Genomic DNA, 24,740 nt, shown 5'->3' with positions numbered 1-24,740 from the left:
ATGCCAGCATCTTAATCTGGCTCAATCGGATTGGCTGGACTTTGCCCCAGACCGCGTGTAACCAGATATCACTCTAGCAATCGCGTACCGCTTGTTTAGCGTGCGGAGGCCACCATGAAGTCGACGGCTGCCTTGACGTCGGCGTCCGGCGCGCTGGCGCCACCCTTCGGCGGCATCACGCCGGCCTTGCCCTGGAACCCCTTGATCGCGTGGTCGTACAGCACGGCCGTGCCTTGCTGGATGCGCGGCGCCCAGGCTGCCTTGTCGGCCAGCTTCGGCGCACCGGCAATGCCGGCGCCGTGGCAGGCCACGCAGGCGCTGTTGTAGAGGGTCTTGCCGGTGTCGGCGCTGGCGACGGCCAGGGCTGCTGCCGGGGCAGGCGTAGGCGCACTTGCCGGCGCAAGCGCTGGCGTGCCGGCGACCGGCGCGGCGGTAGCGGCGTTCTGGGCTGCGGGGGCAGCAGCGGCTTCGGCTGGCGTGCCGGCGGCCGGTGCGGCGGCCTGGACTGCGGGAGCGGCCGGCTCCTTGAACTTGGCGCCGCTCTGGTTGGCCATGTAGACCACTGCGCGTTCGACTTCGAGGTTATCCAGGTCCGGGTTGCCGCCCTTGGCCGGCATGGCGCGGATGCCTTCGATGGCGTGTTTCACCAGGGTGTCATAGCCCTGGGACAGGCGGGCAGTCCAGTCGCCGGCCGCACCCACCTTCGGCGCACCGGCCACGCCTGCACTGTGGCAGGCGGCGCACACGGCGGTGTACACGGCGTCGCCGGCCTGCAGCACTTTCGGGGCGTTCGCGTCGACCAGGGTGAAGCCTTCCTCGGCCACCGGGCGCAGGCGCGCCGCGACGGCTTCTTCGCCCAGGCTCTGGGTGCCCGCGCCTTCGAGCTTGTCGGTGGTGACAAAGGAAACCAGCAGGATGATGCCGATAACGATTACCAGGAAGAAGCCAGCGACCACCGCGATGAGCTGCTTGGGGGTCCGGATAAACGATTGTTCATTGTGTGCGTCGCTCATGATTTCCTTAATACGATTAAAAAAACCTGCCACTAGACTTGCAACTTGGTTCCGTCCGGCGCTTACGCTTCTTGCATGACATTTTTGCAAAGGCCGCCAACGGGCGATTATAGTCCCAAAAGATGCCGCATGGCATATGCAGAAGGCACGGCGCGACACTTTCCGTGGACGCCACGCGCGAAAGACTGTATCCTTCGCATCGCTCAGGAGTTTCCCGTGCGGCTGTAGCTCAGTGGATAGAGTATTGGCCTCCGAAGCCAAGGGTCGCTGGTTCGATTCCAGCCAGCCGCACCACCTGACGCATCCTGCCTCGTCCTGCTTTCCTCCCTTGTTGTGTGCCATGACCATGCGCCCTGTGCGCGCAAGCCGCCATGCTGCCGCTGTTGGCAACTATATAAATAGATATAAGCGGCCGCCGGTCAGAGCGTGATATACCGCCTCAACCGCGGTCCCAGGCTATTCGTCACCGCCAGCGGCAGCTTCTGCCACGCACTCTCGATCATCGGCCGCAGGTTCGACTTGATGCTGCCGCCGGCGCCCGGCACGGCAATCGGCGCGGCATGCAAGGCCACGCCTTCCCCATCCCACTCGCGCCAGTCGAGCGCCACCGGCAGCGCACCCCATTGCTTCTTGAATTTATAGGTCCCCTCGCCATAGGTCGAGCGGCCGAAGTCGAACTGGCGCACGCCGCGCTCGCACAATTGCGACTGGATCGTCCAGTACAGCAGCATGTTCGGCGCCAGCGGGTTGTAGTCGGCCAGGGTCGAGGCCCAGGGGATTACGGCCTTGTCGCCGCATAGCAGCACCCAGCCGGCGCCGACCGCCTTGCCTTCGTGGCGCACGATGACGATGAGCATGTCGCCGGCCGCGCTGTAGTGGCGGTCGATCGCGTCGAACCAGGCGCGGCTGTGCGGCGGGCTGCCGAGGCGGCGCATGTTGCGGCTGTATACATCGTAGAACTCGGCCACCGCCGACGCGCCGCTCGCCACTTCCGAAGTCAGCCCGTTCTTTTCCGCCTTGCGCACCTGGCTGCGCAGTTTCGGCGGGTAACTCTGCATCAGGGCCGCCGCACTGTCGGGCAGGCTGAGCAGCATGCGCACCTTGCGGCCGGCCAGCGCCGCTTCGTCGAGCGCATCCTCATGCGAGCAGCGCAGCTCCAGTCCGCTGGCACGGGCGCCGCCGATGTCCATCCGCGCCCGCGCCGCCAGCGCCTGGCTCACCTCCAGCGACTCGGCCAGCGGGCCGCCCAGGTCGCAGAAGGGGAGCGAGATCCAGCGCGGCCGTCCGAGAGGGCGCTTGACCGCGGACAATGGCAGGAATCCAAGCAGCTGGCCATCACGGCGCGCCACCAGGGCCTGGCCCACGTAGCCATAGGCATCGGCCACCGCACGGCGCCAGGCCGCCAGGTGGTAGGCGCTGCCGTCGGGATGGGCACGGGCAAAGGCGTCGAGCGCGTCGTTACCGAGGGTATCAAGGCTGAGATAGGAGAATTCAAGGTCGTTCAAGCGCTGCTCCTGTGTGCACCGGGCGTTTCTGGCGGTGCATGATTGATCGCGCCAGATTGTATACGATTGACAACTTCTTTCCGGCCAGGACGCGCAAAAGTGTGGCCTGCGCACGATTCATTTTCTTACGGAACTTGTTTATCAGAAAATGCTAATATTGCATGGTGCCCTGCGGAGAGCGAATCGCCTGGCCGCTGCAGCGAGCCTGCACAGACACGCAACAAGAACAGCAGACATCGGCGCCCGGTCGCGCATCGTCCGGCACAGTCGCCATGTTTCAGGCAAGTTCATCCAGCATGCATGGAACGGGAGCCTTGGGAAGCGTTCAGATGCAAAAACAACACCGTTGAGTAACGTCTGTTGTTGGTATTCTACAAACAGGAACCCTGTATTGAGGCGCCTCCTGTTTCCATGCTATATTAAAAATTAGTATAATAGCAAAACTTTATTCGATAACGGAAGCTGATAATGAAAGCAGATCAGGTCGTCGCAGTAGTTGGACTGGGTTACGTCGGACTGCCACTGGCAGTAGAGTTCGGCAAAAAGGTAAGAACGATCGGTTTCGACCTGTCGGCAGCCAAAATCGAGAACTACAAACAATTTATTGACCCGACTGGCGAAGTTTCGACCGAGCAGCTGCGCTCGGCCAGCCAGCTGGAAGTGACTACCGACCCGGCCATGCTGGCCGAGGCCGATTACGTGGTGGTGGCCGTGCCGACCCCGGTCGACATCGCCCACAATCCGGACTTTACCCCGCTGATCGGCGCCAGCACCACGGTCGGCAAGAACATGAAGAAGGGCGCGATCGTCGTCTTCGAATCGACCGTGTACCCGGGCGCCACCGAGGAAGTCTGCATTCCGCTGCTCGAAAAGCATTCGGGCCTGAAGTGGAAGGACGATTTCCACGTCGGCTTCTCGCCTGAACGCATCAATCCGGGCGACAAGGAACACACGCTGACCACGATCCTGAAGGTCGTGTCGGGCGACGACGACGAATCGCTGGAACAGATCGCCCAGCTGTACGAATCGGTGATCACCGCCGGCGTGCATCGCGCGTCCAGCATCAAGGTTGCGGAAGCGGCGAAGGTCATCGAGAACACCCAGCGCGACCTGAATATCGCGCTGATGAACGAACTTGCGATCATTTTCGACAAGATTGGCATCGATACGCTGGAAGTGCTGAAAGCGGCCGGCACCAAGTGGAACTTCCTGCCGTTCCGTCCGGGCCTGGTTGGCGGCCACTGCATCGGCGTCGATCCCTACTACCTGACGCACAAGGCCGAGATGGTCGGCTACCACCCGCAAGTGATCCTGGCGGGCCGCCGCATCAACGACGGCATGGCCAAGTTTGTTGCTGAAAAAACTGTGAAGTCGATGATTTCCTCGGGCTTCCAGGTGAAGGGCGCGAAAGTCAACGTCATCGGCCTGACCTTCAAGGAAAACTGCCCGGACCTGCGCAACTCGAAAGTGGCCGACATCGTCCATGAGCTGGAAAGCTACGGCGTCGACGTCCACGTCTACGACCCGCTGGCCGAAAGCGCCGAAGCCGAGCACGAGTACGGCATCAAGCTGGAATCCTGGGACAGCCTGCCGAAGGCCGATGCCCTGATCGCCGCCGTGCCGCACAAGGAAGTGCTGGCGCTGTCGCTGACCGACTTCCAGGCCAAGCTGAACGACGGCGGCTGCTTCATCGACGTCAAGTCGCTGTTCGACGAAGCGGCGCTGAAGGAAGCGGGCTACTGCGTCTGGCGCCTGTAACAAACTAGGCCACGACAGGGCCGCCCTCGCCGGGCGGCTTTGTCGCCTGCGCCCGGTACACCGGGCCACGGCAGCTCATGTTTTATACCGCGCAATCGAGAAAGTGTTCGGAAAACTGTGAATAAGATTCAAGACGTAAGGCAGCATCTAGGCCAGCACAGCCACCACTGGCTGGTCACCGGCGCCGCCGGCTTCATCGGCTCGAACCTGGTGGAAGCGCTGCTCGCGCTCGGCCAGCGCGTGACCGGGCTCGACAATTTCGCGACCGGGCATCGTCGCAACCTGGAGCAGGTGAAAGAATCTGTCACAAATGACGCCTGGATGAAATTTAATTTCATCGAAGGCGATATTCGCAACAAAGCAGACTGTGCGCTGGCATGCGAGGGCGTAGACTTCGTGCTGCACCAGGCCGCGCTCGGCTCGGTGTCACGTTCGATCGACGATCCGATTGCCACGAATGAAACGAATGTCACCGGTTTCCTGAACATGCTGGTTGCCGCCCGCGACGCGAAAGTCCGTCGCTTCGTCTACGCCGCCTCGAGCTCGACTTATGGCGACCACCCGGCCCTGCCGAAGGTGGAAGACGTGATCGGCAATCCGCTGTCGCCGTACGCCGTGACCAAGTATGTAAACGAGCTGTACGCGAACGTGTTCGGCCGTACCTATGGCATGGAGTCGATTGGCCTGCGTTACTTCAACGTGTTCGGCCCGCGCCAGGATCCGAACGGCGCATACGCCGCCGTGATCCCGCAGTGGGTGGCCGCGCTGATCCGCAATGCGCCGCTGCGCATCAACGGCGACGGCGAAACCAGCCGCGATTTTTGCTACATCGACAACGTGGTGCAGGCAAACCTGCTCGCCGCGCTGGCCCCGGCCGAAGCAGCCAACGCGGTGTACAACGTGGCGCTCAACGAACGCACCAGCCTGAACGAACTGTACGCGATGATGCGCAGCCTGCTGGCCGAGCGCTTCCCGCACGTGGGAGCGCACCGCCCGGAATACGTCGACTTCCGCCGTGGCGACGTGCGCCACTCGCAGGCCGACATCACGAAGGCGGCAACGCTGCTGGGCTATGCGCCCACGCACCGTATCGACGAAGGCCTGCGGCAAGCCATGGACTGGTATGTCCGCGACCTGCAGGGCTCGCAAGCGGTATCCGAATAAGCAAGAAGAAAGCAAGAAGAACTGGAGGGCTGACGTGTTTAGAATCTCTAACCACTACGTGTCGAAGATCGTTTCCGTACTGCTGGTCGTGGAAGTGCTGGTGCTGCTCGGCGCCGCCTACGCCGGCGCGGCCCTGCGCTACATGGACGTCGGCAGCGGCGTGACCCTGCCGCCGCTCGACCATTTCTTTACCTCGGCCGTCGCCTTTGCCCTGGCCATCGTGTTCAGCATGAGCGCGATGGGCATGTACCAGCTCGACTTCGAGGATGGCCTGCGCCACCCCTTCCTGATGAAGCTCCTGCCATCGTTCGTGATGGGCTTCCTGATCCTGACCCTGGTGTTCTACATCGCGCCGGAGCTGTCGCTGGGCCGCGGCATCCTGCTGCTGGTGTTCGGTCTGGCGGCGGTTGGCATCTACCTGGCGCGCATGATCTTCTTCAAGACCTCCGAGGCGCGCTTCCTGCAGTCGCGCATCATGTTCCTCGGCGGCGGCTCGCTGGCCAAGGAATGCGCCGACCTGGCCGACCGCGCTGCGCGCTACCACCGCTACGACATCGCCGGGTTCATCCCGGGCGCCGGCGAAGAATTGTGCGTGCCGCAGAGCGGCCTGCTGAAAGTGCGCGAGGGCGATTCCCTGGTCAAGCTGGCGCGCCAGTACAACGTGCAGGAAATCGTGGTGTCGGTGCAGAACCGCCGCGGCGGCTTCTCGATCAAGGAACTCCTCGACTGCAAACTGCAGGGCGTAAAGGTGACCGACGCCGCCACCTTCTTCGAGCGCGAGACTTGCCAGATCCGCGTCGACTCGATCCAGCCCAGCTGGCTGGTGTTCGGCGGCGGCTTCGACCAGAGTTTCGTCCGCATCTTCATGAAGCGCAGCTTCGACCTGGTGTGCAGTACCGCGATCCTGGCGCTGACCTTCCCGATCATGCTGCTGGCGGCGCTGGCCGTGCGGCTGGAAGACCGCGGCCCGATCTTCTATTCGCAGGAGCGCGTCGGCAAGGACGGCAGGAGCTTCTTCGTCCATAAATTCCGCAGCATGCGCGCCGATGCCGAAAAGAGCGGCAAGCCGCAGTGGGCCGCGCAGAACGACCCGCGCGTCACGCGCGTCGGCAACTTCATGCGCAAGACCCGGATCGACGAGCTGCCGCAGATCCTGAACGTGTTCAAGGGCGAGATGTCGTTCGTGGGTCCGCGCCCGGAGCGTCCTTACTTCGTCGAGCAGCTGATCGAGGTGGTCCCGTACTACAATGTCCGCCACAGCATCAAGCCGGGCATCACCGGCTGGGCCCAGGTGCGCTACGGCTACGGCTCCTCGGCCGAGGACGCGCTGCAAAAGCTGCAGTACGACCTGTATTACGTGAAGAACAACAGCCTGTTCCTCGACTTCCTGATCCTGATCGACACGCTCAAGGTAGTGCTGTTCCGCAGCGGCCGTTAAGCGTTTGCGGTTCGACCTGTCCCGGCTCCGGCCGGGATCGGCTTTTTTCGGCCCTCCCAGACCATGGATAGTGTTTCCCTGACCAGTATCGCCGCGTTCAGCTATGGCGTTGCCGCCATCGGCTTCGTGGCGCTTGCCGTGCCGCTGCTGACCGGCTGGCGCAGGCGCGCCTACGGCCCCGTGCTGACCCTGGCCTGCGTCGCCACGGCGCTGTGGGCCGCGGCGCTGGCCTCAGCCGCGTTCGACCGCATGCTCTGGACCGATCTGAGCGACGCCATGGAAGTGGCGCGCAATGCCGCCTGGTCGCTGTTCCTGGTGGTGCTGCTCGGCGACTACCATCAGAAGGGCAGCCGCCTGCCGTTCGGCCTGCGCCCCGCGCTGTTCGTGGCCGCCGTCTGCTACCTGCTGGCGCTGGGCGCCGCCTTTGCCGGCTACTGGGACCTGTCCCTGCTCGACTCGGTGCTGCCGGTAACGGCGCGCGTGGCCCAGGCCGTGGGCGGCATGCTGCTGGTGGAGCAGGCCTACCGCAACAAGACGGCGCAGGAACGCTGGGCCATCAAGTTCGTCTGCCTGGCCATCGGCGGGATGTTCGCCTACGATTTTTATTTGTACAGCCACGCGATGCTGTTCCGCGAAGTCGACCCGGACATCTGGGCCGCGCGCGGCGTGGTCAATGCCCTGACGGTGCCGCTGATCGCGATCTCGATGCGGCGCGCCAAATCCTGGAGTTCGCCGCTGGCGGTGTCGCGCCGCGCCATGTTCCACTCGGCCGCGCTGTTCGGTTCCGCCATCTACCTGCTGGCCATGGGCTCGGCCGGCTACTACCTGCGTTATTTTGGCGGCAGCTGGGGCACGGTGATGCAGGTGACCTTCCTGTTCGGCGCCTTGCTGCTGCTGGCGGGGATCCTGTTCTCGGGCACCTTCCGCGCCTGGCTGAAAGTCTTCATCAGCAAGCATTTCTATAGCTACGGCTACGACTACCGCGAAGAGTGGATGCGGTTTACGCGCACCCTGTCGAATGGGGGCGAGAATCTCGGCGAGCGCGCCATCCAGGCCGTGGCGGCGCTGGTCGAAAGCCCGGGCGGGCAGCTGTGGCAGCGCCGCGAAGGGGGAGCTGACGGCGTGGGCTCCTACGAACCCGCCGCCAACTGGCAGGGGCCGGAAGTCGACGTCAAGGAACCGGGCGACTCGGCGCTGTGCCGCTTCCTGGAGCGCACGCAGTGGGTGATCGACCTCGGCGAAATCGTGACCGAGCCGGAAAAATACGATGGCCTGGAACTGCCGCAGTGGCTCAAGGACTACCCGCGCGGCTGGCTGGTGGTGCCGCTGATGATGGGGAATAAACTGTTCGGCTTCGTGGTGCTGCAGACCGCGCGCAGCCCGATCAAGCTGAACTGGGAAGTGATCGATTTGCTCGACATCGCCGGCAGCCAGGCCGCCAGCTACCTGGCGCAGCAGGAAGCAGCGAACGCGCTGATGGTGGCGCGCCAGTTCGAGTCCTTCAACCGCATGTCCACTTTCGTGGTGCACGACTTGAAGAACCTGGTCTCGCAGCTGTCGCTGATGAACGCCAACGCCGCCAAGCACAAGGACAACCCCGAATTCCAGGCCGACATGCTGGAAACCGTGTCGCTGTCGGTGCAGAAGATGCGCCTGATGCTGCAAAAGCTGAGCCGCATCGATGTCGAGGAAAAGCCGGCGCCGCAGCCGCTGGAAACGGTGGTGCGCCAGGCGATGGCGCAGAAGGCCGCATTCGAGCCCCGCCCGCAGCTGCGGGTAGTCGACGCCGGCCTGCGCGTGCTGGCCGACCGCGAACGCCTCGAGCGCGTGCTCGGCCACCTGATCCAGAACGCGATCGAAGCCACGCCGAAGGACGGCAGCGTCACCATTGCGCTGGCGCGTGCCGGCGAAGCGGTGCAGGTCGAGATTGCCGATACCGGCGAAGGCATGAGCGAGGAATTCATCCGCGAGCGCCTGTTCAAGCCTTTCGAGTCGACCAAGTCGGCCGGCATGGGCATCGGCGTGTTCGAGAGCCGCGAATACATCAACGAGCTGGGTGGACGCCTGGAGGTCAGCAGCCAGCCCTTGCGCGGCACCACTTTCAAGGTCATCCTGCCGCTCTTCCAGCGCGATGCGCTGCTCGAGCGGGCAGCCTGATAGCAAAAGCAAGATACAAGGAATACCGTGACACAGACCAAACAGAAACTCCTGATCATCGAAGACGACCCCGGCCTGCAAAAGCAGCTGAAGTGGAGCCTGGATGCCTACGACGTGGTCGTGGCCGGCGACCGCGAAGCGGCGCTGGCGCAGATTCGCCGCCACGAACCGGCGGTGGTGACCATGGACTTGGGCCTGCCGCCCGATCCGGACGGCTCGACCGAAGGCCTGGCGACCTTGCAGCAGATCCTGGCGCTGGCGCCCGACACGCGCGTGATCGTCCTCACCGGTAACCAGGACCACACGAATGCCGTCAAGGCGATCGGCCTGGGCGCCTACGACTTCCACCAGAAGCCCTGCGACCCCGAGGTATTGAACTTGGTGGTCCAGCGCGCCTTCTTCCTGCACACGCTGCAGCAGGAAAACCGCCGCATGCAGCAGCAGCAAGCCGATTCGCCGATGTCGGGCGTGATCTCGCGCGCGCCGAGCATGTTGAAGATCTGCCGCAATGTAGAGAAGGTGGCGCCGACCTCGGCCTCCGTGATGCTGCTCGGCGAATCCGGCACCGGCAAGGAAGTGCTGGCGCGCGCCGTGCACGCACTCAGCCCGCGGGCCAAGGAACGCTTCATGGCGATCAACTGCGCGGCCACTCCCGAAAACCTGCTCGAATCCGAACTGTTCGGCTACGAGAAGGGCGCTTTTACCGGCGCGGCCAAGCAGACCAAGGGCAAGGTGGAACTGGCCCACGGCGGCACCTTCTTCCTCGACGAAGTCGGGGACCTGCCGATGCCGCTGCAGGCCAAGCTGCTGCGCTTCCTGCAGGAGCGCGTGATCGAGCGCATCGGCGGCCACGAAGAGATTCCGGTCGACGTGCGCATCGTCTGCGCAACCCACCAGAAGCTGAAGGAACTCTGCGCCACCGGGCGCTTCCGCGAAGACTTGTATTACCGCCTGTCCGAGATCGTGGTGACGATTCCGCCGCTGCGCGAGCGCGAAGGCGATGCGGCCCTGCTGGCGCACCACTTCAAGAACAAGTTCTGCGCCGCCGAGTCGCGCCCGTCGCTGCATTTCGCGCCGGATGCGATCGCCGCCATCGAGGCCTACAACTGGCCGGGCAACGTGCGCGAGATGGAAAACTACATCAAGCGCGCGGTCATCATGGCCGACGGGAACACCATCGTTGCGGACGACCTGGGCCTGCCGGGCGAGGCACTGGAAGAAGAACCGATCAATCTGCGCCAGGTGCGCGACGAAGCCGAGTACAAGGCCATCGTGAAAGCGCTGGCGCGGGTGGACGGGAATATCGTCAAGGCCTCCGAGATCCTCGGCATCAGCCGCCCGACCATGTACGACCTGATGAGCCGCCATAACATCAAGACCGGACCGTGAAGCGCCTGGCTGGCGCACTGGCGCTGCTGGCGCTGCTGTTCGTGGGCGCCGTGGCCGGCGCGCTGGCGTTTTTGCAATCGCAAGGCGTGGCGCCGCGCGCGCTGGCGCCGTACCTGCTGCACCGGACGGGCGGGCATAACCAGTTCATCGAAGGCGCCGGCCGCTTGACGGCAGCGGCCTTGCTGCGCCTGGACCGCGGCAGCTACCTGCGCCAGGCCATGCCGCCGCTGCCTGTCGGCGCCCAGCCGCAGGCGCTGCTCGCGGCCGGCGGCAACGAGCGCCTGGTCGCCTCGGTCGAGGAAGCGCGGCGCGCGCTGGCCGGCGCCGTCCCCGGCGACGTCATTACCTTCCTGGCCGGGACGTACACCGTGAAGGGCACCCTGTTCGCCAGCCGTCCCGGCCTGGAAACCGCGCCGATCGTGGTGCGCGCCGCGCGCCCGGGCACGGTGGAGATCCGTTTCGACGCCGCCGAAGGCTTCTCGGTGTCGGCGCCCTACTGGCGCTTCGAGAACCTCACGCTGCGCGGCGCCTGCCGCTACGACGACAACTGCCAGCACGCCTTCCACGTGGTCGGCCGGGCCCACCATTTTGTCGCCCGCAACAACACGCTGGGCGACTTCAATGCCCACTTCAAGATCAATGGCGAGAAGGGCGTGTTCCCCGACTTCGGCCTGATCGAAGCGAACACCCTGTCCAACACGGCCGCGCGGCGCACTGGCAAGCCGGTGACGCCGATCGACTTGGTCGGCGCCAGCGACTGGACCGTGCGCGCCAACATCATCCGCGACTTCGTCAAGGCCGGCGGCGACCGCATCAGCTATGGCGCCTTTGCCAAGGGCGGCGCCCAGCGCACGGTGTTCGAGCGCAACGTGGTGCTGTGCGAGGAAGCGCTGCTGGGCGAGCCGGGGCAGCGCGTCGGCTTGTCGTTCGGCGGCGGCGGCACCGGCAAGCCGTATTGCCGCGACCGCCAATGCATCACCGAGCACGACGAAGGCATCATGCGCGCCAACCTGGTCGCCGGCTGCTCGGACGTAGGCATCTACCTGAACAGTGCGGCGGGTGCGCGCATCGTCGACAACACGATCCTCGACACGGCCGGGGTGCAGGTACGCTTCGCCACCAGCAGTGCGGCCCTGGACGGCAACCTGGTCGACGGCACCATCCGCAGCGACGCTGGCGGCAGCCTGCGCCTGGGCGACAACCTGGTGACGCCGATCTGGCAGCTGTACCTGGGGCGGCATCCGCAGCGGGCGCTGTTCAGGGATACGGCCAGCTTCGACTTGCGCTGGCGCGGCGATGCGCCGGTGCGCACGGGCGGCGCCGCGCCCGGCCCCGACCTGTGCGGCCGGCCGTGGGGCAGGGTGCCGGCATATGGCGCGTTCCAGGATTTCGCCGCTTGCGTGAAGGATGCTGCGCCGCGCTAGCGCCGGAAGGAATTACAGCGCACGCGCTGCAGCTGCAGCTGCCGTGCCCGCCGCCAGCGGCCGCGCCGCCAACTGTTCGGGCGTGGAATAGATCGTGATGTTCTCGGTGGCGAGACGCTGCAGGTGGTCGAAGAAGGCCTGGGCCGGGATAAACCATGCCTGCGCATCGCCCACCTGGCCGTTCACGCGCAGCCCGGCACGCTCGAACTCTGCGCGGAAGTAAGCGCGCAGGTCCTCGCGCCCCGGATAATCGATCCGCAGCGCCGAGAGGGCGCGTGCGAACGGCCGCACCGGCACCTCGCAGCGCCGTCCTTCCTGGTCCAAGCAGGCCAGGCGGTAGCCGCGTTCTTCCCAGACCGGCACCGGGAAGGCGTCGCCGAGCGCATCCTCGAGCACATGGTAGAAGGTCACCGGCCCCATCGACACGCCCAGCCCCAGCACCTTGGCGCCCTCGATGCCGACGAAGCGCTGCCAGGGCGAACCCTGGCCGAAGATCGACGGCGCCTGGTGGTGGGCTTCGGTCAGGTACTGCGCCTGGCGGCCCCAGGCCGATACCGAGTGGGTCGGGTGCATGCTGCGGTGGGTCGCCGCCCGGGCCAGGAAGGCCTCCGGCAGGCGCCCCATGTTGGTCCCATGGCGCTTCGGATCGAAGACATAGCCTTCCATCTCGCAGGTGGCCTTGACCGTGCCGGCAGGCAGGTAATAGGTCGGCACGAGCAGGGTGCCTTCCGGCCCGACCGCGTCCTGCAAAGCGCCGACCACCGCCGCCGCACCGCCGTCGACATAGCCAAGGCTTTTCAGCGAGGAGTGGACGAACAGCGTGTCGCCGCGGGCAACGCCCATGCGCGCCAGGTCGCGCGCCAGTTCCGCACGCGTGACGCGGCGCCCCGACTGGCGGATCTGCCGTTCGTTGCGGCGCCGGCGCACGCTTTCCAGCATGGCCTTGATTCGCTTCTTGAGCGACTCAAGCATGGCTGTCGCTGCCGGTCAGTTCGACCTCGAGCAGATTGGCGTCGATGCAGAACTTGGCGGCCCAATTCAGGTATTGCCACTGGCCGTACTCGCCGTTCACCGGATACGAACCCTTGACGCCACCGCTCCGGCCGTCGTTGCCTTCGAGGCGTACGGTGCGGCGCACGAAGGCAGTGAGCTTCTGGCCGGCGGACAGGTAGCGGACTTCGCCGGTCAGCCGGTATAGCAGGAAGAAGCAATGGGCGATCTGCACCGAACCGGTCAGGCAGGCATATTTTGCGGCGGGTCCGAACTTGCGGTTTAGGCGGCCGGCCATGTAGCCGCCGGTGCCGATTGCGCCGGTCAGGCTGTTCGCGGTGCGCACCGCCGCCTGCAGCAAGTCTTCGCGGCCGGATAGCAAATGACCCTCGAGCACGCCACGCAGCACGTAGCCGATGGTGTGCGTCAGGGGATTGTCGACGTCGTTCAGGCAGTTCGCCGCGAACCAGCCGTTCGGCTCCTGCTTGGACAGGGCCCACTCCACTTGGCGCAGGCCGGCGGCGCCGTAGCCATGGCCGGGCGCGACCCGCTCGGCTTCGAACAGGCCCCAGGACACATGGGTTTCGTAAGCTTTGTCGCCCTGCTTGGCAAACGGCGTCGAATACTTGCGCCAGCAGCCGTCGGCATCCTGGCTGTCGCGCAGCCAGGACGCGGCGCGGTGCATGGCGTCCAGGTAGCGCGTATCGCCGTATTCGGCCGCGCCGGCGGCGAGCCCGATCAGGATCTGGCCGGTATTGAAGGTCACCGGAACGCGCGGCACGGCATCGATCTTCCCGCCCTGGAAGGCGCCGTCCGCGAACTGGATGGCGACGCACCAGTCCAGCATGCGGCGTGCCCGTTCATGCAGGGCGGCGTCGCCATTCCGGTGCGCCATCGCGATCATGGTCGGGATGATGTAGCCGGTAGTCTCGGGATAGGAACTGGCCCAGCCCTTCTGCAGCGAAAAATCGCGGGCGACACCGCCATCGTTCGATGCCGACATGTCCTGCGCCATGCAAAGCCAGTCGGTGCAGCTCGCGATCACGGCCTCGGCGCCTGGATCATGGCGCGGCAGCCCGAGCATGTCCGATTTCAGCTCGTCCTTGGCAAGAATGGAAAGCGGCGCTTGGGCCGAAAATTGGTGTTTTACCGATCGTAGTAGTTGTAGCAACGGCGTCCCCATACGCAGTCGATGCCATCCCCCGTAAGAGTGGCGTTTATAAGTATTTTGCTACGGAAAATTACTAATAATAAAATTTTAAGTAGATATTACTAGCAGTTGGGAACTTTATTTCTTAAGCGAAGCTTAGGGGCGTAAATACCACAATATTGGCAATAAGTATTTACTTTCAAGCCATTTTGTTGACTAATAGTTTTATTGGTAGGCTCAGTCTGGCACAGCCAGGATCACGCTCGAGGCCTTGAAGATGGCCATCACGCGCTTGTCCGGCGCCAGTTCCAGCGCCGTGCTGCTGTCGTTGGTGACGATCGCCGCCAGCGCCACGCCGCCGTCCAGGTCGAGCACGACCTCGGTGTTGACGGCCCCGGGTTGGAGCCGCGAAACCGTACCGTGCAGCTGGTTGCGCGCCGAGAAGCGCGCCGTTTCGTCAGCTGCCACCAGGATGATCGAGGAGGCCTTGATCAGCGCAAAGGCCTCGGCGCCGGGCTGCAGGCCGAGTTCCTGGGTGCTGCCGTGGGTGATGACGGCCACGATGCGGTGGCCGCCGGCGACGTCGAGCGCGATCTCGTCGTTGACGGCGCCGGTCTTGACCGAGGCGACCTTGCCGAGGAACTGGTTACGGGCGCTGGTGCGCATGCTGATTCTCCTGATGAGCAGGTATTCGTCGGCCAGGGCTCCGCTCTGCCGTCCAAGTTGTTCGACAAAGCGCCGGTGTTCCCGTTCCACGCGCGCGAAGTTGTCCACCAGCTGGGCGCCGCGGCCGGTGAGGCGGGTGCCGCCGCCGCCCTTGCCGCCGGCCGCGCGTTCGACCAGCGGTTCGCCGGCCAGGTTGTTCATGGTGTCGATCGCATCCCAGGCTGCCTTGTAGCTCATTCCTGCGGCTTTCGCGGCCTGGGTGATCGAGCCGCACTCGGCGATCTTCGCCAGCAGGGTCAGGCGGTTGGCGCCGCCGAAGGTCTCGCCGCCGGCGGTCAGCCAGAGCGCGCCCTGCAGTTCCAGGGGTTTGTCGGCAGGTGTCGTCATGTGTGCTCCAGTCCGGGGAGGGCCGCATCGAGCGCGCCGTCGCGCATGCGCACCACGTGGTCGCCGAACACCTCGGCGTCGGCCACGTCGTGGCTGATCAGGATCATCGGCAGTCCCAGCGCGCGCTGCAAGGCGTCCAGCTCGCCGCGCAGGACGGTGCGCAGGTCGGGGTCGAGGGCCGCGAAGGGTTCGTCCAGCAGCAGGGCCGCTGGCTGGGCCACCAGGGCGCGCGCCAGGGCCACGCGCTGGCGCTGGCCGCCCGAGAGTTCGCCCGGCAGCTGGTGCGCCAGGTGTTCCAGGTGGAAGGCGGCGAGCCAGCGTTCGACCGCCTCGCTGCCGGCTTGCCTGCCCGGATTGCGCCAGCCCGGCGTTTCGCCGAAGGCGATGTTCTGGCGCACGCTCAGGTGCGGGAACAGGGCATAGTCCTGGAACAGGTAGCCCATGCGGCGCGCCTGCGGCTGGAGGTCGATGTGCTTGCTGGCATCGAACAGCACGGCGCCGCCGACCATGATGCGGCCGCTGTCCGGGCGCATCAGGCCGGCGATCGCGCGCAGGGCCTGGCTCTTGCCGGCGCCCGAGGGGCCGAGGATCACCAGGCGCTGGCTGTCCGACTGCAAGCGCAGGTCGAGGTGGAAGCTGCGCTTGCCGGAGCGGAGGGTTTTCTGGATGTCGAGGTTGAACTGCATGCGCGTAGTGTATCGATGGCTGCTAGCGATGCGCCACGCGGCCCGGCGCCAGGCGTCCCGCGGTCAGCAGCACGGCGATGCACACCGCCGAGGTGATCAGGACCAGGGTGTTGGCGATGTCCTCCTGCCCGGCCTGCACTGCCTCGTAGACGGCGATCGACAGGGTCTGGGTGCGCCCGGGGATGCTGCCGGCCACCATCAGCGTGGCGCCGAATTCGCCCATCGCGCGCGCAAAGGCGAGCAGGGCGCCGGCTAGGATGCCGCGCCAGGCCAGCGGCAGGGTCACGCGCAGGAACAGCGCCGCTTCCGAGATGCCGAGCACGCGCGCGGCGTCTTCCAGGCGGCCGTCGACTGTCTCGAAGGCGGCGCGCGCCGGCTTGAACACCAGCGGGAAGGCGACAATCGCCGCGGCGATCACGGCGCCTTGCCAGGTGAAGATCAGGTTGATGCCGAACCAGTCCTGCAGGCCCTGGCCGATCCAGCCCTTGCGGCCCAGCAGCACCAGCAGGTAGTAGCCGAGCACGGTGGGCGGCATCACCATCGGCAGGGTCAGGATCGTGTCCAGCAGTTCGCGCCCCGAAAAGCGGCGCCGCGCCAGCAGGAAGCCGACCGCCACCCCCAGCACCAGCGCAATCGCGGTGGCCCAGCAGGCGACTTTCAGCGACAGGGCGAGGGCGGTCCAGGTCGGGTGCATCGGCGCGCGGGAACAGCGATCAAGGCTTCAGGAAGCCGTAGCGGGCCAGCACGGCCTGGGCCGCCGGGGCCTGGACCCAGGCGACGAAGCGGCGCGCTTCGGCGCCATCCTTCGCGCCGGCGGTGGCGGCGATCGGGTAGCTGATCGCCGTGGCCAGCGGCACGTCCAGCGCAACCTTCACCTTGCTCTTGAAGGCGATGGCGTCGGAACCATAGACGAAGCCGGCCTCGGTCTCGCCGCGCGCCACGTAGTCGAGCGCCTGGCGCACGTTCTGGGTCATGATCATCTTCGGGCCCAGCGGCGCCCACAACTTGGCGGCCTCGAGCGCGTCCTGGGTGTAGCGGCCGGCCGGCACGCTGGCCGGGTTGCCGACCGCCAGGCGCGTGACTTTTTCCTGGCGCAGGTCGTCGAGGCGCCTGATGGCCAGGGTGCTGTCGTTTGGTACCACCAGCACCAGGGTGTTGCGCACGAAATTCACGCGCTCGCGCGGCAGCACCAGTTTCTGGCTGACCGCCGCATCCATGGTTTCCTGGTCGGCCGAGGCGAACACGTCGACCGGCGCGCCCTTGGCCATCTGCTGCAGCAGGGCGCCCGAGGCGGCAAAGTTCAGCAGCACCTTGCTGCCGGGGTGGGCGGCTTCGTAGCCCTGGGCGATTTCCTTGAAGGCGTCGGTCAGGCTGGCCGCGGCCGACACGGTGATCTCGGCGGCCTGGACGAGACCGCTGGCCGCGACCAGGGCGGCGGCGGCGAAGAGACGGCGGGTAAGGGAAGCCAGCACGGGGAATCCTCCAGGAAATGGGTTATTCCCGACAGTTTAGCAGCGTTATGTACTTCCGTATATTGCGCTCCGTGCCGATGAGCAGGGCGCTTACCACGAGCGCAGCCAGTCGCGGGTCCAGCTTGACACCTGGTCTTGCCAGGGCCGGCGCGAGAAGGTGTGGTCGGCCTTGTCGATCTTCTGGCGCGTGAAGCGCGGCGCCCCCAGCAGCTGTTGCCAGGCGCCGGGGCGCGCCGACAGGTCGGCGAATTCCTGGGCCGTGAGGTCGGCGCCGCTCAGCACCACCAGCACGCGGCCGCCGAACCGGGTCAGTGCGGCCTGCATGCGCTCGGGCAGCGGAGCATGCGCCGGTGCGGCCACGCCGCTGCCCTTGCCGGTGTCCTGACGCGGCCGTAAGGCCTTGCCCAGGTCCTGCCACAGGCCGCGCACCGAGGCTTTCACGTCGAACCGGCCGCTGGTGACCTTTTTCCACAGGCGTGCATCGAACAGGCGCGCGCGGTAGTAGTGCTTGATGGTGGCGCGCGCCGCGCCTTCCTCGGTGCGCACCCAGGGATTGAGCAGCACCAGTCCGGCCACGCGCGCATCCCCGGGGGCATACATGGCGGCGGCCGAGGCGCCGTCGCACAGGCCCCAGAGCACCACTTCCCGCATGCCCGGCACTTCGAGGAAGAAGCGGTCGATCGCCGCGCGCAGGTCGTCGCCCACATCGTCGAAGCTGCGCAGGTCTCCCTCGCTGTCGCCCATGCCGCGGTAGTCGAAGCGCATCGCCGGCACGCCGGCCGCGGCCAGGTCGCGCGCCAGCAGGGTGAACTGGCGGTGGCTGCCGGCGCGGTATTGCGGGCCGCCGACCACGACCAGCACGCCGCGCGCAGGCGCCGTGCTTGCCGGGGCGGGCAGGCTGACAATGCCGTACAGCCAGGCGTCGCCGCAGGCGAAGGAAAGGGCGCGTTCTTCAGGCATCGTCATGGTGGCTCAGGGCGTGTGAATNGCCGCGCGCAGGCGCCGTGCTTGCCGGGGCGGGCAGGCTGACAATGCCGTACAGCCAGGCGTCGCCGCAGGCGAAGGAAAGGGCGCGTTCTTCAGGCATCGTCATGGTGGCTCAGGGCGTGTGAATAAATCGTCAGGGCAAGGCGCCGAGTCGAAGACAGTACGAGCGTACGGCGAGACGAGGCAACGCAGCCATGGCGATTTATTCGCACGCTCTCAGGGCGGCGCTGCTGGCCGCGATCAGGTTAGGACAATCGACGGTCTCGGGCGCGGCCCAGAACTGCGGGCCGGCGGCCAGGTGCACCTTGACGCGGCTGCCCTGCAGGCGCCAGGTGTCGACCACGCGCGCGGCCGCCGGCGGCAGCGGGCGCTCGGGCGCGGCCACGACTTCGCACCAGTCGATCGGACAGCGCGGCGCCAGGGCGCGCGCGTCAGCGCCGTCGATGCCGTCGGCCAGCGCGGGCGCCAGCGCATAGCCGGCGATGTCCAGCGACTCGCCGGCCTTCAGGGCTTCGCGCAGGGCGTCGGTGCCGCCGCTGTCGCTGCCGCCAGCCAGCAGTTCGCCCGCCAGCTTCAGGCGCAGGAACTGGTTCAGGTAGCCCGAGCCGATGGTCACCGGTTGCCACAGCAGCAGCCGCGCCGGCGGCACGGCGGCGCGCTGGGCGTGGCAGACCGCGAGCAGGGCGCCCAGGCGCAGGCCCCACAGGCCGGCCGTGCAGCCGGTTTTTTCTTCAATCCAGGCGCGCGCGGCCGCGATGTCGCGCAGCCAGCCATCCCAGGAGGCGTCGCCGAAGTCGCCGCCGCTGTCGCCGCAGCCGTGCAGGTCCAGCAGCAGCACGCCGATGCCTTGCGCGGCCAGGGCGCGCGCCTGCAGCGCGGCCATGCGCCGCGAACGGTTCATCTCCTCGGCGAACGGGTGGATGTAGACCAGCGCGCCGCGGCAGTCGCCCACGGGCGCGTGGTAGAGGCAAAAGCGCGGGCCGTCCGCCGTGTCGAGGAAAAAGGCGTCGGCGGGCGCGTGGCCGGGCGCAGCCATTTACGCTGCGCGTTCTTCGACGAACTGCGCCAGGCTGCCGAGCGTGGCAAAGGTGCTGGCGCTGATGTCGTCGTCGTCGATGGCGATGCCGAAATGCTCGTCGAGGGCGCCGATCAGGGTGACCACGGCCATCGAGTCGAGCTCGGGCAGGCTGCCCAGCAGCGGCGAATCGGCGCCGAGCGACTGGCCGGCAGGGCCGAGATTGAGCACGTCGATCAGGAGGGTTTTGACTTCTTCAAGGTACTTCATAAGCTCGTCGTCGGTGTGGTTGCGGGGCGCCGGCGCGCGTTCACCTGTTGTTCCAGCATGGTATGCAGGCGGCGCAATCCGGGCCAGCGGTAATAGTTCACATGGTACATAGTGCGTACCTCGTCCGTCCAGCGCAGGTGCCATTCCATCACGCGCCCGTAGAATTCCAGGCGCGCGAAGCGCCCGGCGTCGAACAGGGCGCGGCAGGCTTCCTCGCGCATCAAGAGCGTCGGCGACCAGTTGCCCGGTACGCTCTCGTCGTAGCTGGTCTTCAGGACCACGATGCTGTCCGCGTCTTCCACGCACAAGTCCATCGCCACCAGCTGTTCGTTGAAATAATACCGGTAAACACTGGCGGCGTTGCGGCCGGCCAGCGCTTCCAGCATGGCCTGGTAGTAGCGGCCCTGGGCATTGCCGGCGTGGACCGCCGTGCCCTGGCCGGCCTTCCAGCCCGAGCTCTCCAGGCGGCCGTAATCCGTCACGGCCTGCGCCATCGCCTGCGGATCGCGGTCGATGTGCAGGCGGGTGGCGATGCCTTCGCGTTCCAGGCGCGCACGTTGCTTCTTCAGGTTGGCGCGCAGGTTCTTGCCGCGTTCGGCCCAGTAATCGTCGAAGCTGCCATCCAGCGTCACACGCGCCGTATCGATGTAGTCGAGGGTGCGGGTGCAGGGGCCGTCGGCCGGGCGCGGCATCAGGAAGGGATCCACCTGGGTCAGGGCGAAGATCAGCGCGAAGCCGGGCAGGGCGCCGGGCAGGCTGCGCGCCAGCTTTTCCGTATCCAGGCCGGGCCGCTGCAGCCACAGGCCGAGCGGCGCCTGCGCCGGCTGCAGGGTGGCCCAGGCGCCGCGCCGGGTCTGGCGCACGACGGTCATGGCACCGATGGTTTCCTCCTCGCGCCAGACCGCCAGCAGGTCGTGCTCGCGCCCGAACTGCTCGACCAGGGGCGCCACGAAGTCGGCCGCCAGCAGGCTAGTGGCCGGGCCGCTCGCGTGCAGCCGATCCCAGTCGGCGGCATGCTGCGCAAAAGAGCGTGCCGGGAAGACGGTCCAGCTCATGCCAGCACCGCCTTGCGCACGGCGTCGACCAGCCAGTCGACTTCCTGTTCGCGCAGCTCCTGGTGGCAGGGCAGCGACAGCACCCGGCGCGCGAGCATGGCGGCGTTCGGGCACGTATCGGCATCCTGCCACAGCGGATGGCCGAAGCGCGTCAGCGGCACCCCGAGCGCCTTCAGGCGCGCGAACAGGGCTTCCGGGTCGTCGGCCAGCAGCGGGAAGACCCAGGGGCAGGCGCCGTCGGGCAGCTGCGCATGCAGGGGGCGGATGCCGGGCAGGCCGCGCAGCGCCGTGTCCAGGCGCAGGTAGTGGCGGCGGCGCAGCGCCTGGATGCGCGCCGGCGCGGCCAGCTTCAGCATGCCGCGCGCGAACCAGGAGGAGCGCTTGTCGAGCCAGCGCGGATCGAAATTGAAACTGCTGTCCGAGGAATCCGGCGCCAGCGCCTTGGCCGGCGCCCTGCGGCCGCGCTTGAGCAGGCCCCAAAGGGCGCCTTTCGCGCGCAGCGGCAGCCACAAGGCGGCCTGCACGGCCGGCAGGCGGCCATAGGCAAAGCCGCGCTCCAGCGAATTCAGGGCGGCTTTCATCTCGAAGCCGGCGCCGGCCGAATGCACCCGTACGTTGTCCAGGCTGCGCCTGGCCGAGACCAGGGCGCCGCCTTCGTAGATGGGGAAGAACTTCATGCTGCTGGCGATCGCGTAGTCGCCCCAGCTGCCCAGCGGCTGGCCGGCGTGTTCGCCGATGAAGGCGTGGGCGCAGTCCTCGACCAGGGCGATGCCGTACGCGTCGCACAGGGCGCGGATCGGCGCCATGTCCTGGGCGAAGCCGAAGTAATGGGTGACCATCACGGCGCGCGTGCGCCCATCGATCCTGGCCGCCAGGTCGGCGAGGTCGACGTGCGCATCCGGGCCGACCCGGTAGAACACGGGCGTGGCTTCGCGCCACAGCACCGGCGGGATCATCGAGGGGCTGTGATAGGCCGGTACCAGCACCGTGTCGCCGGCTTGCACGCCGAGTTCGCGCAGGGCCAGGGCGATGGCCACGCGGCCGCTGGTCACCAGGCGATGGGCGCCGGCATCGAGCACCGTGCGCGCAGGCGCGCTGGCCGCACGCCGGAACGAGGAGGCGGACAAGACTGGTGCCAGGGGAATCAGCGGACGGGTGGAAGAGGGAGACGCAAGCATGAGTCCAGTATAAACCTTGTGTTGAATAATTTGCCACGAAAGGTGTTGGAAACCAAAAACCGTGCTGCGGTCAAAAGCTGCAAGCTGTTAAGATTGCGGGCTGCGCGCCGGGTGCCGGCGCGGCCCACGAATCCTTGCCATGGCTGACCTGATCCACGACTTCATCTTCGATTCCGCGCGCCGTACGCCCGGCGCCGAGGCGCTCGCCTACGGAGCGCTGCGTCTCGATTACGCCGCCCTGGCGCAGACGGTCGCCTGCGCCGCCGGCGCCCTGCTGGCGGCCGGCGTGCAGCCGCGCGAACGCGTCGCCGTGTTCCTGGAAAAGCGCATCGAGAACGTGGCCGCGATGTTCGGCGCAGCGCTCGCCGGCGCCGTGTTCGTGCCGGTCAATCCGCAGCTGAAGGCCGAGCAGGTGGCCCACATCCTGGCCGACTGCAACGTGCGCGTGCTGCTGACCTCCCCGGAGCGCCTGTCGCAGCTGGGCGCGGCGCTGGACGCCTGCCCGGACCTGCGCACGGTGTTCGTCACCGGCGCCGCCGCGCCGCAGGGCGCACGCGCGGTGCGGGGCTGGGACGCCGCGCAGGTGGCGCCCGCTGCGGCCGTGCTGGCCGCGCGCCGCGCCATCGACGCCGACATGGCCGCCATCCTCTACACCTCGGGCAGCACCGGCAAGCCGAAGGGCGTGGTGCTCTCGCACCGGAACATGGTGGCCGGCGCGCGCAGCGTCGCCAGCTACCTGGCGATCACGCCGCAAGACCGCATCCTGTCGGTGCTGCCGCTCAGCTTCGACTATGGCCTGAGCCAGCTGACCTGCGCCTTCCTCACCGGCGCCACCGCCGTGCTGCTGAACCATCTGTTCGCGAAGGACGTGCTGAAGGCGGTGGTGGAAGAAGGCATCACCGGCCTGGCCGCCGTGCCGCCGCTGTGGTTCCAGCTGTGCGCCCTGCCGTGGCCGCAAGACTGCACGCTGCGCTATCTCACCAATTCCGGCGGCGCCATGCCGACCACCACGGTCGCCGCCCTGCGCGCCGCGCTGCCGCGCGCCGAACTGTTCCTGATGTACGGCCTGACCGAAGCCTTCCGCTCGACGTATTTACCGCCATCGGAGCTCGAGCGGCGCCCGGATTCGATGGGCCGCGCGATCCCGAACGCGCAAGTGATGGTGGTGCGCCCGGACGGTACGCCTTGCGACCCGCAGGAGCCGGGTGAGCTGGTGCACCGCGGCGCCCTGGTCTCGCTCGGCTACTGGAACGACCCGGCCAAGACCGCCGAGCGCTTCAAGCCGGCGCCTGGCCAGGACCCGGCCCTGCCACTGGTCGAGATGGCCGTGTGGTCGGGCGACACCGTGCGCATGGACGAGGAGGGCTATTTGTACTTCATCGGCCGCAGCGACGACATGATCAAGGTTTCGGGTTACCGCGTCAGCCCGAACGAGGTCGAGGAAGCCGTGTACGCCAGCGGCCTGGTGAGCGAGACCGTCGCCTTCGGCGTGCCGCATCCGCAGTTGGGCCAGGCCATCGTGCTGCTGGCGCTGCCGAAGAATGCCGACCTGGACGACAAGGCCCTGCTGAAGGAATGCCAGCGCCGCCTGCCGGCCTGGATGGTGCCGGCGCACATCGCCTTCGTGCATGACGCCTTCCCCCGCAACCCGAACGGCAAGATCGACCGCAAAACCTTGCGCCTCTCCTATTTAACGATGTTCGAACCCACGCCATGAACGCCAAGCCTGTCCACGCCGCCCAGACCCTGTTCCCCGTGGCCGACGACTGCCTGCAGGTCGGCGGCATGCCGCTCACCCGCCTGGCCCAGCGCGTCGGCAGCACCCCCTTCTACGCCTACGACCGCCGCCTGCTGGGCGAGCGCGTGGCCCACGTGCGCGCCCACCTGCCGCCGGCCGTCGAGCTGCACTTCTCGATGAAGGCGAACCCGATGCCGGCCCTGGTCCAGCACCTGGCCGGCCTGGTCGACGGTATCGACGTCGCCTCCGCCGGCGAAATGAAGGTGGCGCTGGACACCGGCATGGAACCCGGCCGCATCAGCTTTGCCGGCCCCGGCAAGTCGGACGCGGAACTGGTGCGCGCGGTGGCCGCCGGCATCGTGGTGCACGCCGAATCCGAACGCGAGATCCGCGCCCTGGCACGCATCGGTAACGAGATCGGCATTGCGCCGCTGCTGGTCCTGCGCGTCAACCCCGACTTCGAGCTGAAGGGGTCCGGCATGCGCATGGGCGGCGGCGCCAAGCAGTTCGGCATCGATGCCGAGGAAGCGCCGCGCATGCTGGCGCTGGCGTTTGAACTCGGCTTGAGCGTGCTCGGCTTCCACATCTTCAGCGGCTCGCAAAGCCTGAAAGCCGACGCCATCATCGAGGCCCAGGCCCAGACCCTGCTGCTGGCCGAGCGCCTGGCGGGCGCGGCGCGCGATCCGGTGCGCATCCTGAACATCGGCGGCGGCTTCGGCATTCCGTATTTCCCGGGCGAGGCGGCGCTCGATTTGGCGCCGATCGGCGCCGCCCTGGACGCCGCCCTGCCGCGCGTGAAAGCCAGCCTGCCCGACGCCCAGCTCTCGATCGAACTCGGGCGCTACCTGGTCGGCGAGGCCGGCGTGTACGTGGCGCGCGTGGTCGACCGCAAGGTCTCGCGCGGCCAGGTGTTCCTGGTTACCGATGGCGGCCTGCACCACCACCTGGCGGCATCGGGCAACTTCGGCCAGGTGATCCGCAAGAACTACCCGGTCGCGATCGGCAACCGCATGGGCGCGCCGCGCGAAACCGTGTCCGTGGTCGGCCCGCTGTGCACCCCGCTCGACTTGCTGGCCGAGCGCATGGAGCTGCCCCAGGCCGAGGTGGGCGACCTGGTGGTGGTGTTCCAGTCCGGCGCCTATGGCCGTTCGGCCAGCCCCCAGGGTTTCCTCAGCCACCCGGACGCGCCCGAAGTCCTGGTCTGAGCGGCCGCTCAGCGGGCGTCAATCGTGTGGGGTGCACCGTTGGATTTGCGATAAATTCATTGTTGCAGGAAAATAAACGGATACGGTGATGTC

21 protein-coding genes and 1 tRNA gene are annotated in these 24,740 nt (G+C 66.9%); 9 read left to right on the top strand and 13 right to left on the bottom strand.

Annotation, left to right across the window (positions count from 1 at the left end):
• Positions 1-95: 95 nt before the first annotated feature.
• Positions 96-1,013: a c-type cytochrome gene (locus tag QWL29_RS10590; protein WP_305822852.1), complete on the bottom strand. Its 918-nt coding sequence runs from the start codon at positions 1,011-1,013 to the stop codon at positions 96-98.
• Positions 1,014-1,231: 218 nt separating this feature from the next.
• Between QWL29_RS10590 and QWL29_RS10585 the strand changes: the two genes are divergently transcribed.
• Positions 1,232-1,307: transfer RNA gene (locus QWL29_RS10585), tRNA-Arg, on the top strand.
• A 125-nt stretch (positions 1,308-1,432) separates the two neighbouring features.
• Here the strand turns inward: QWL29_RS10585 and QWL29_RS10580 are convergent.
• Positions 1,433-2,518: a GNAT family N-acetyltransferase gene (locus tag QWL29_RS10580; RefSeq protein ID WP_305822851.1), complete on the bottom strand. Its 1,086-nt coding sequence runs from the start codon at positions 2,516-2,518 to the stop codon at positions 1,433-1,435.
• Positions 2,519-2,986: 468 nt separating this feature from the next.
• On the opposite strand from QWL29_RS10580, the gene QWL29_RS10575 reads away from it, so the two are divergent.
• The 6 genes from QWL29_RS10575 to QWL29_RS10550 all read left to right on the top strand — a co-directional run bounded on the left by QWL29_RS10575 (position 2,987) and on the right by QWL29_RS10550 (position 11,848).
• Entirely contained in the window at positions 2,987-4,276 is a 1,290-nt protein-coding gene (locus tag QWL29_RS10575; RefSeq protein ID WP_305822850.1) for a nucleotide sugar dehydrogenase, read from the top strand.
• Positions 4,277-4,393: 117 nt separating this feature from the next.
• A complete protein-coding gene (locus QWL29_RS10570) occupies positions 4,394-5,440 on the top strand; it encodes an SDR family oxidoreductase (RefSeq protein WP_305822849.1) in 1,047 nt (348 codons plus the stop codon).
• Between the two features lie 34 nt (positions 5,441-5,474).
• Complete coding sequence (locus tag QWL29_RS10565; protein ID WP_305822848.1) at positions 5,475-6,878, top strand: TIGR03013 family XrtA/PEP-CTERM system glycosyltransferase; 1,404 nt, start codon at positions 5,475-5,477, stop codon at positions 6,876-6,878.
• Between the two features lie 63 nt (positions 6,879-6,941).
• On the top strand, positions 6,942-9,035 hold the full coding sequence (gene prsK / locus QWL29_RS10560; protein WP_305822847.1) for an XrtA/PEP-CTERM system histidine kinase PrsK: 2,094 nt from the start codon (positions 6,942-6,944) through the stop codon (positions 9,033-9,035).
• Between the two features lie 27 nt (positions 9,036-9,062).
• Complete coding sequence (prsR, locus tag QWL29_RS10555; RefSeq protein ID WP_305822846.1) at positions 9,063-10,424, top strand: PEP-CTERM-box response regulator transcription factor; 1,362 nt, start codon at positions 9,063-9,065, stop codon at positions 10,422-10,424.
• Positions 10,421-11,848, top strand: a complete 1,428-nt coding sequence (locus QWL29_RS10550) for a right-handed parallel beta-helix repeat-containing protein (RefSeq protein WP_305822845.1) — start codon at positions 10,421-10,423, stop codon at positions 11,846-11,848. Before prsR ends, QWL29_RS10550 begins: the two co-directional genes overlap by 4 nt.
• Positions 11,849-11,860: 12 nt before the next feature.
• On the opposite strand, the gene QWL29_RS10545 is transcribed toward QWL29_RS10550, so the two are convergent.
• The 11 genes from QWL29_RS10545 to QWL29_RS10495 form a co-directional block, all read right to left on the bottom strand.
• Positions 11,861-12,820 (bottom strand): AAC(3) family N-acetyltransferase, encoded by a 960-nt coding sequence (locus QWL29_RS10545; protein ID WP_305822844.1) that lies wholly within the window; start codon positions 12,818-12,820, stop codon positions 11,861-11,863.
• The gene (locus QWL29_RS10540; RefSeq protein WP_305822843.1) at positions 12,813-13,922 is read right to left on the bottom strand and encodes a hypothetical protein; all 1,110 of its coding nucleotides are present in this window, start codon (positions 13,920-13,922) and stop codon (positions 12,813-12,815) included. Before QWL29_RS10540 ends, QWL29_RS10545 begins: the two co-directional genes overlap by 8 nt.
• 303 nt (positions 13,923-14,225) lie before the next feature.
• Complete coding sequence (locus QWL29_RS10535) at positions 14,226-15,041, bottom strand: TOBE domain-containing protein (RefSeq protein ID WP_305822842.1); 816 nt, start codon at positions 15,039-15,041, stop codon at positions 14,226-14,228.
• Positions 15,038-15,727: an ATP-binding cassette domain-containing protein gene (locus QWL29_RS10530; protein ID WP_305822841.1), complete on the bottom strand. Its 690-nt coding sequence runs from the start codon at positions 15,725-15,727 to the stop codon at positions 15,038-15,040. The genes QWL29_RS10535 and QWL29_RS10530 overlap by 4 nt, the downstream gene beginning before the upstream one ends.
• 22 nt (positions 15,728-15,749) lie before the next feature.
• Positions 15,750-16,421, bottom strand: coding sequence for a molybdate ABC transporter permease subunit (gene modB / locus QWL29_RS10525; RefSeq protein WP_305822840.1), 672 nt, complete (start codon positions 16,419-16,421; stop codon positions 15,750-15,752).
• Between the two features lie 19 nt (positions 16,422-16,440).
• A complete protein-coding gene (modA, locus tag QWL29_RS10520) occupies positions 16,441-17,196 on the bottom strand; it encodes a molybdate ABC transporter substrate-binding protein (RefSeq protein ID WP_305822871.1) in 756 nt (251 codons plus the stop codon).
• A 93-nt stretch (positions 17,197-17,289) separates the two neighbouring features.
• Positions 17,290-18,165 carry a hydrolase 1, exosortase A system-associated gene (locus QWL29_RS10515; protein WP_305822839.1) on the bottom strand — a complete coding sequence of 292 codons (876 nt, stop codon included), beginning with the start codon at positions 18,163-18,165 and terminating at the stop codon, positions 17,290-17,292.
• 223 nt (positions 18,166-18,388) lie between these two features.
• The gene (locus QWL29_RS10510; protein ID WP_305822838.1) at positions 18,389-19,222 is read right to left on the bottom strand and encodes a hydrolase 2, exosortase A system-associated; all 834 of its coding nucleotides are present in this window, start codon (positions 19,220-19,222) and stop codon (positions 18,389-18,391) included.
• The gene (locus tag QWL29_RS10505; RefSeq protein WP_305822837.1) at positions 19,223-19,471 is read right to left on the bottom strand and encodes an acyl carrier protein; all 249 of its coding nucleotides are present in this window, start codon (positions 19,469-19,471) and stop codon (positions 19,223-19,225) included.
• Positions 19,468-20,526, bottom strand: coding sequence for a GNAT family N-acetyltransferase (locus QWL29_RS10500; RefSeq protein WP_305822836.1), 1,059 nt, complete (start codon positions 20,524-20,526; stop codon positions 19,468-19,470). The genes QWL29_RS10505 and QWL29_RS10500 overlap by 4 nt, the downstream gene beginning before the upstream one ends.
• Positions 20,523-21,653, bottom strand: coding sequence for a DegT/DnrJ/EryC1/StrS family aminotransferase (locus QWL29_RS10495; protein WP_305822835.1), 1,131 nt, complete (start codon positions 21,651-21,653; stop codon positions 20,523-20,525). Before QWL29_RS10495 ends, QWL29_RS10500 begins: the two co-directional genes overlap by 4 nt.
• A 190-nt stretch (positions 21,654-21,843) precedes the next feature.
• On the opposite strand from QWL29_RS10495, the gene QWL29_RS10490 reads away from it, so the two are divergent.
• Both QWL29_RS10490 and QWL29_RS10485 read left to right on the top strand, forming a co-directional pair.
• The gene (locus tag QWL29_RS10490; protein WP_305822834.1) at positions 21,844-23,421 is read left to right on the top strand and encodes an acyl-CoA ligase (AMP-forming), exosortase A system-associated; all 1,578 of its coding nucleotides are present in this window, start codon (positions 21,844-21,846) and stop codon (positions 23,419-23,421) included.
• The gene (locus QWL29_RS10485) at positions 23,418-24,647 is read left to right on the top strand and encodes a pyridoxal-dependent decarboxylase, exosortase A system-associated (RefSeq protein WP_305822833.1); all 1,230 of its coding nucleotides are present in this window, start codon (positions 23,418-23,420) and stop codon (positions 24,645-24,647) included. The genes QWL29_RS10490 and QWL29_RS10485 overlap by 4 nt, the downstream gene beginning before the upstream one ends.
• Positions 24,648-24,740 lie beyond the last annotated feature (93 nt).

The organism is Massilia brevitalea (assembly GCF_030711405.1).
Lineage (GTDB): Bacteria > Pseudomonadota > Gammaproteobacteria > Burkholderiales > Burkholderiaceae_D > Telluria > Telluria brevitalea.
Note: the sequence above shows the minus strand (reverse complement) of the source record. Positions and strands in the feature narration are given on the sequence as shown.

Excerpts from the sequence above, each read along its gene's own strand:
- QWL29_RS10590 (WP_305822852.1), bottom strand. The coding sequence starts at position 1,013 with ATGAGCGACGCACACAATGAACAATCGTTTATCCGGACCCCCAAGCAG.
- QWL29_RS10575 (WP_305822850.1), top strand. The coding sequence starts at position 2,987 with ATGAAAGCAGATCAGGTCGTCGCAGTAGTTGGACTGGGTTACGTCGGA.
- prsK (WP_305822847.1), top strand. The coding sequence starts at position 6,942 with ATGGATAGTGTTTCCCTGACCAGTATCGCCGCGTTCAGCTATGGCGTT.
- QWL29_RS10545 (WP_305822844.1), bottom strand. The coding sequence starts at position 12,820 with ATGCTTGAGTCGCTCAAGAAGCGAATCAAGGCCATGCTGGAAAGCGTG.
- QWL29_RS10540 (WP_305822843.1), bottom strand. The coding sequence starts at position 13,922 with ATGCTCGGGCTGCCGCGCCATGATCCAGGCGCCGAGGCCGTGATCGCG.
- QWL29_RS10535 (WP_305822842.1), bottom strand. The coding sequence starts at position 15,041 with ATGACGACACCTGCCGACAAACCCCTGGAACTGCAGGGCGCGCTCTGG.
- QWL29_RS10530 (WP_305822841.1), bottom strand. The coding sequence starts at position 15,727 with ATGCAGTTCAACCTCGACATCCAGAAAACCCTCCGCTCCGGCAAGCGC.
- modB (WP_305822840.1), bottom strand. The coding sequence starts at position 16,421 with ATGCACCCGACCTGGACCGCCCTCGCCCTGTCGCTGAAAGTCGCCTGC.
- QWL29_RS10515 (WP_305822839.1), bottom strand. The coding sequence starts at position 18,165 with ATGACGATGCCTGAAGAACGCGCCCTTTCCTTCGCCTGCGGCGACGCC.
- QWL29_RS10510 (WP_305822838.1), bottom strand. The coding sequence starts at position 19,222 with ATGGCTGCGCCCGGCCACGCGCCCGCCGACGCCTTTTTCCTCGACACG.
- QWL29_RS10505 (WP_305822837.1), bottom strand. The coding sequence starts at position 19,471 with ATGAAGTACCTTGAAGAAGTCAAAACCCTCCTGATCGACGTGCTCAAT.
- QWL29_RS10500 (WP_305822836.1), bottom strand. The coding sequence starts at position 20,526 with ATGAGCTGGACCGTCTTCCCGGCACGCTCTTTTGCGCAGCATGCCGCC.
- QWL29_RS10490 (WP_305822834.1), top strand. The coding sequence starts at position 21,844 with ATGGCTGACCTGATCCACGACTTCATCTTCGATTCCGCGCGCCGTACG.
- QWL29_RS10485 (WP_305822833.1), top strand. The coding sequence starts at position 23,418 with ATGAACGCCAAGCCTGTCCACGCCGCCCAGACCCTGTTCCCCGTGGCC.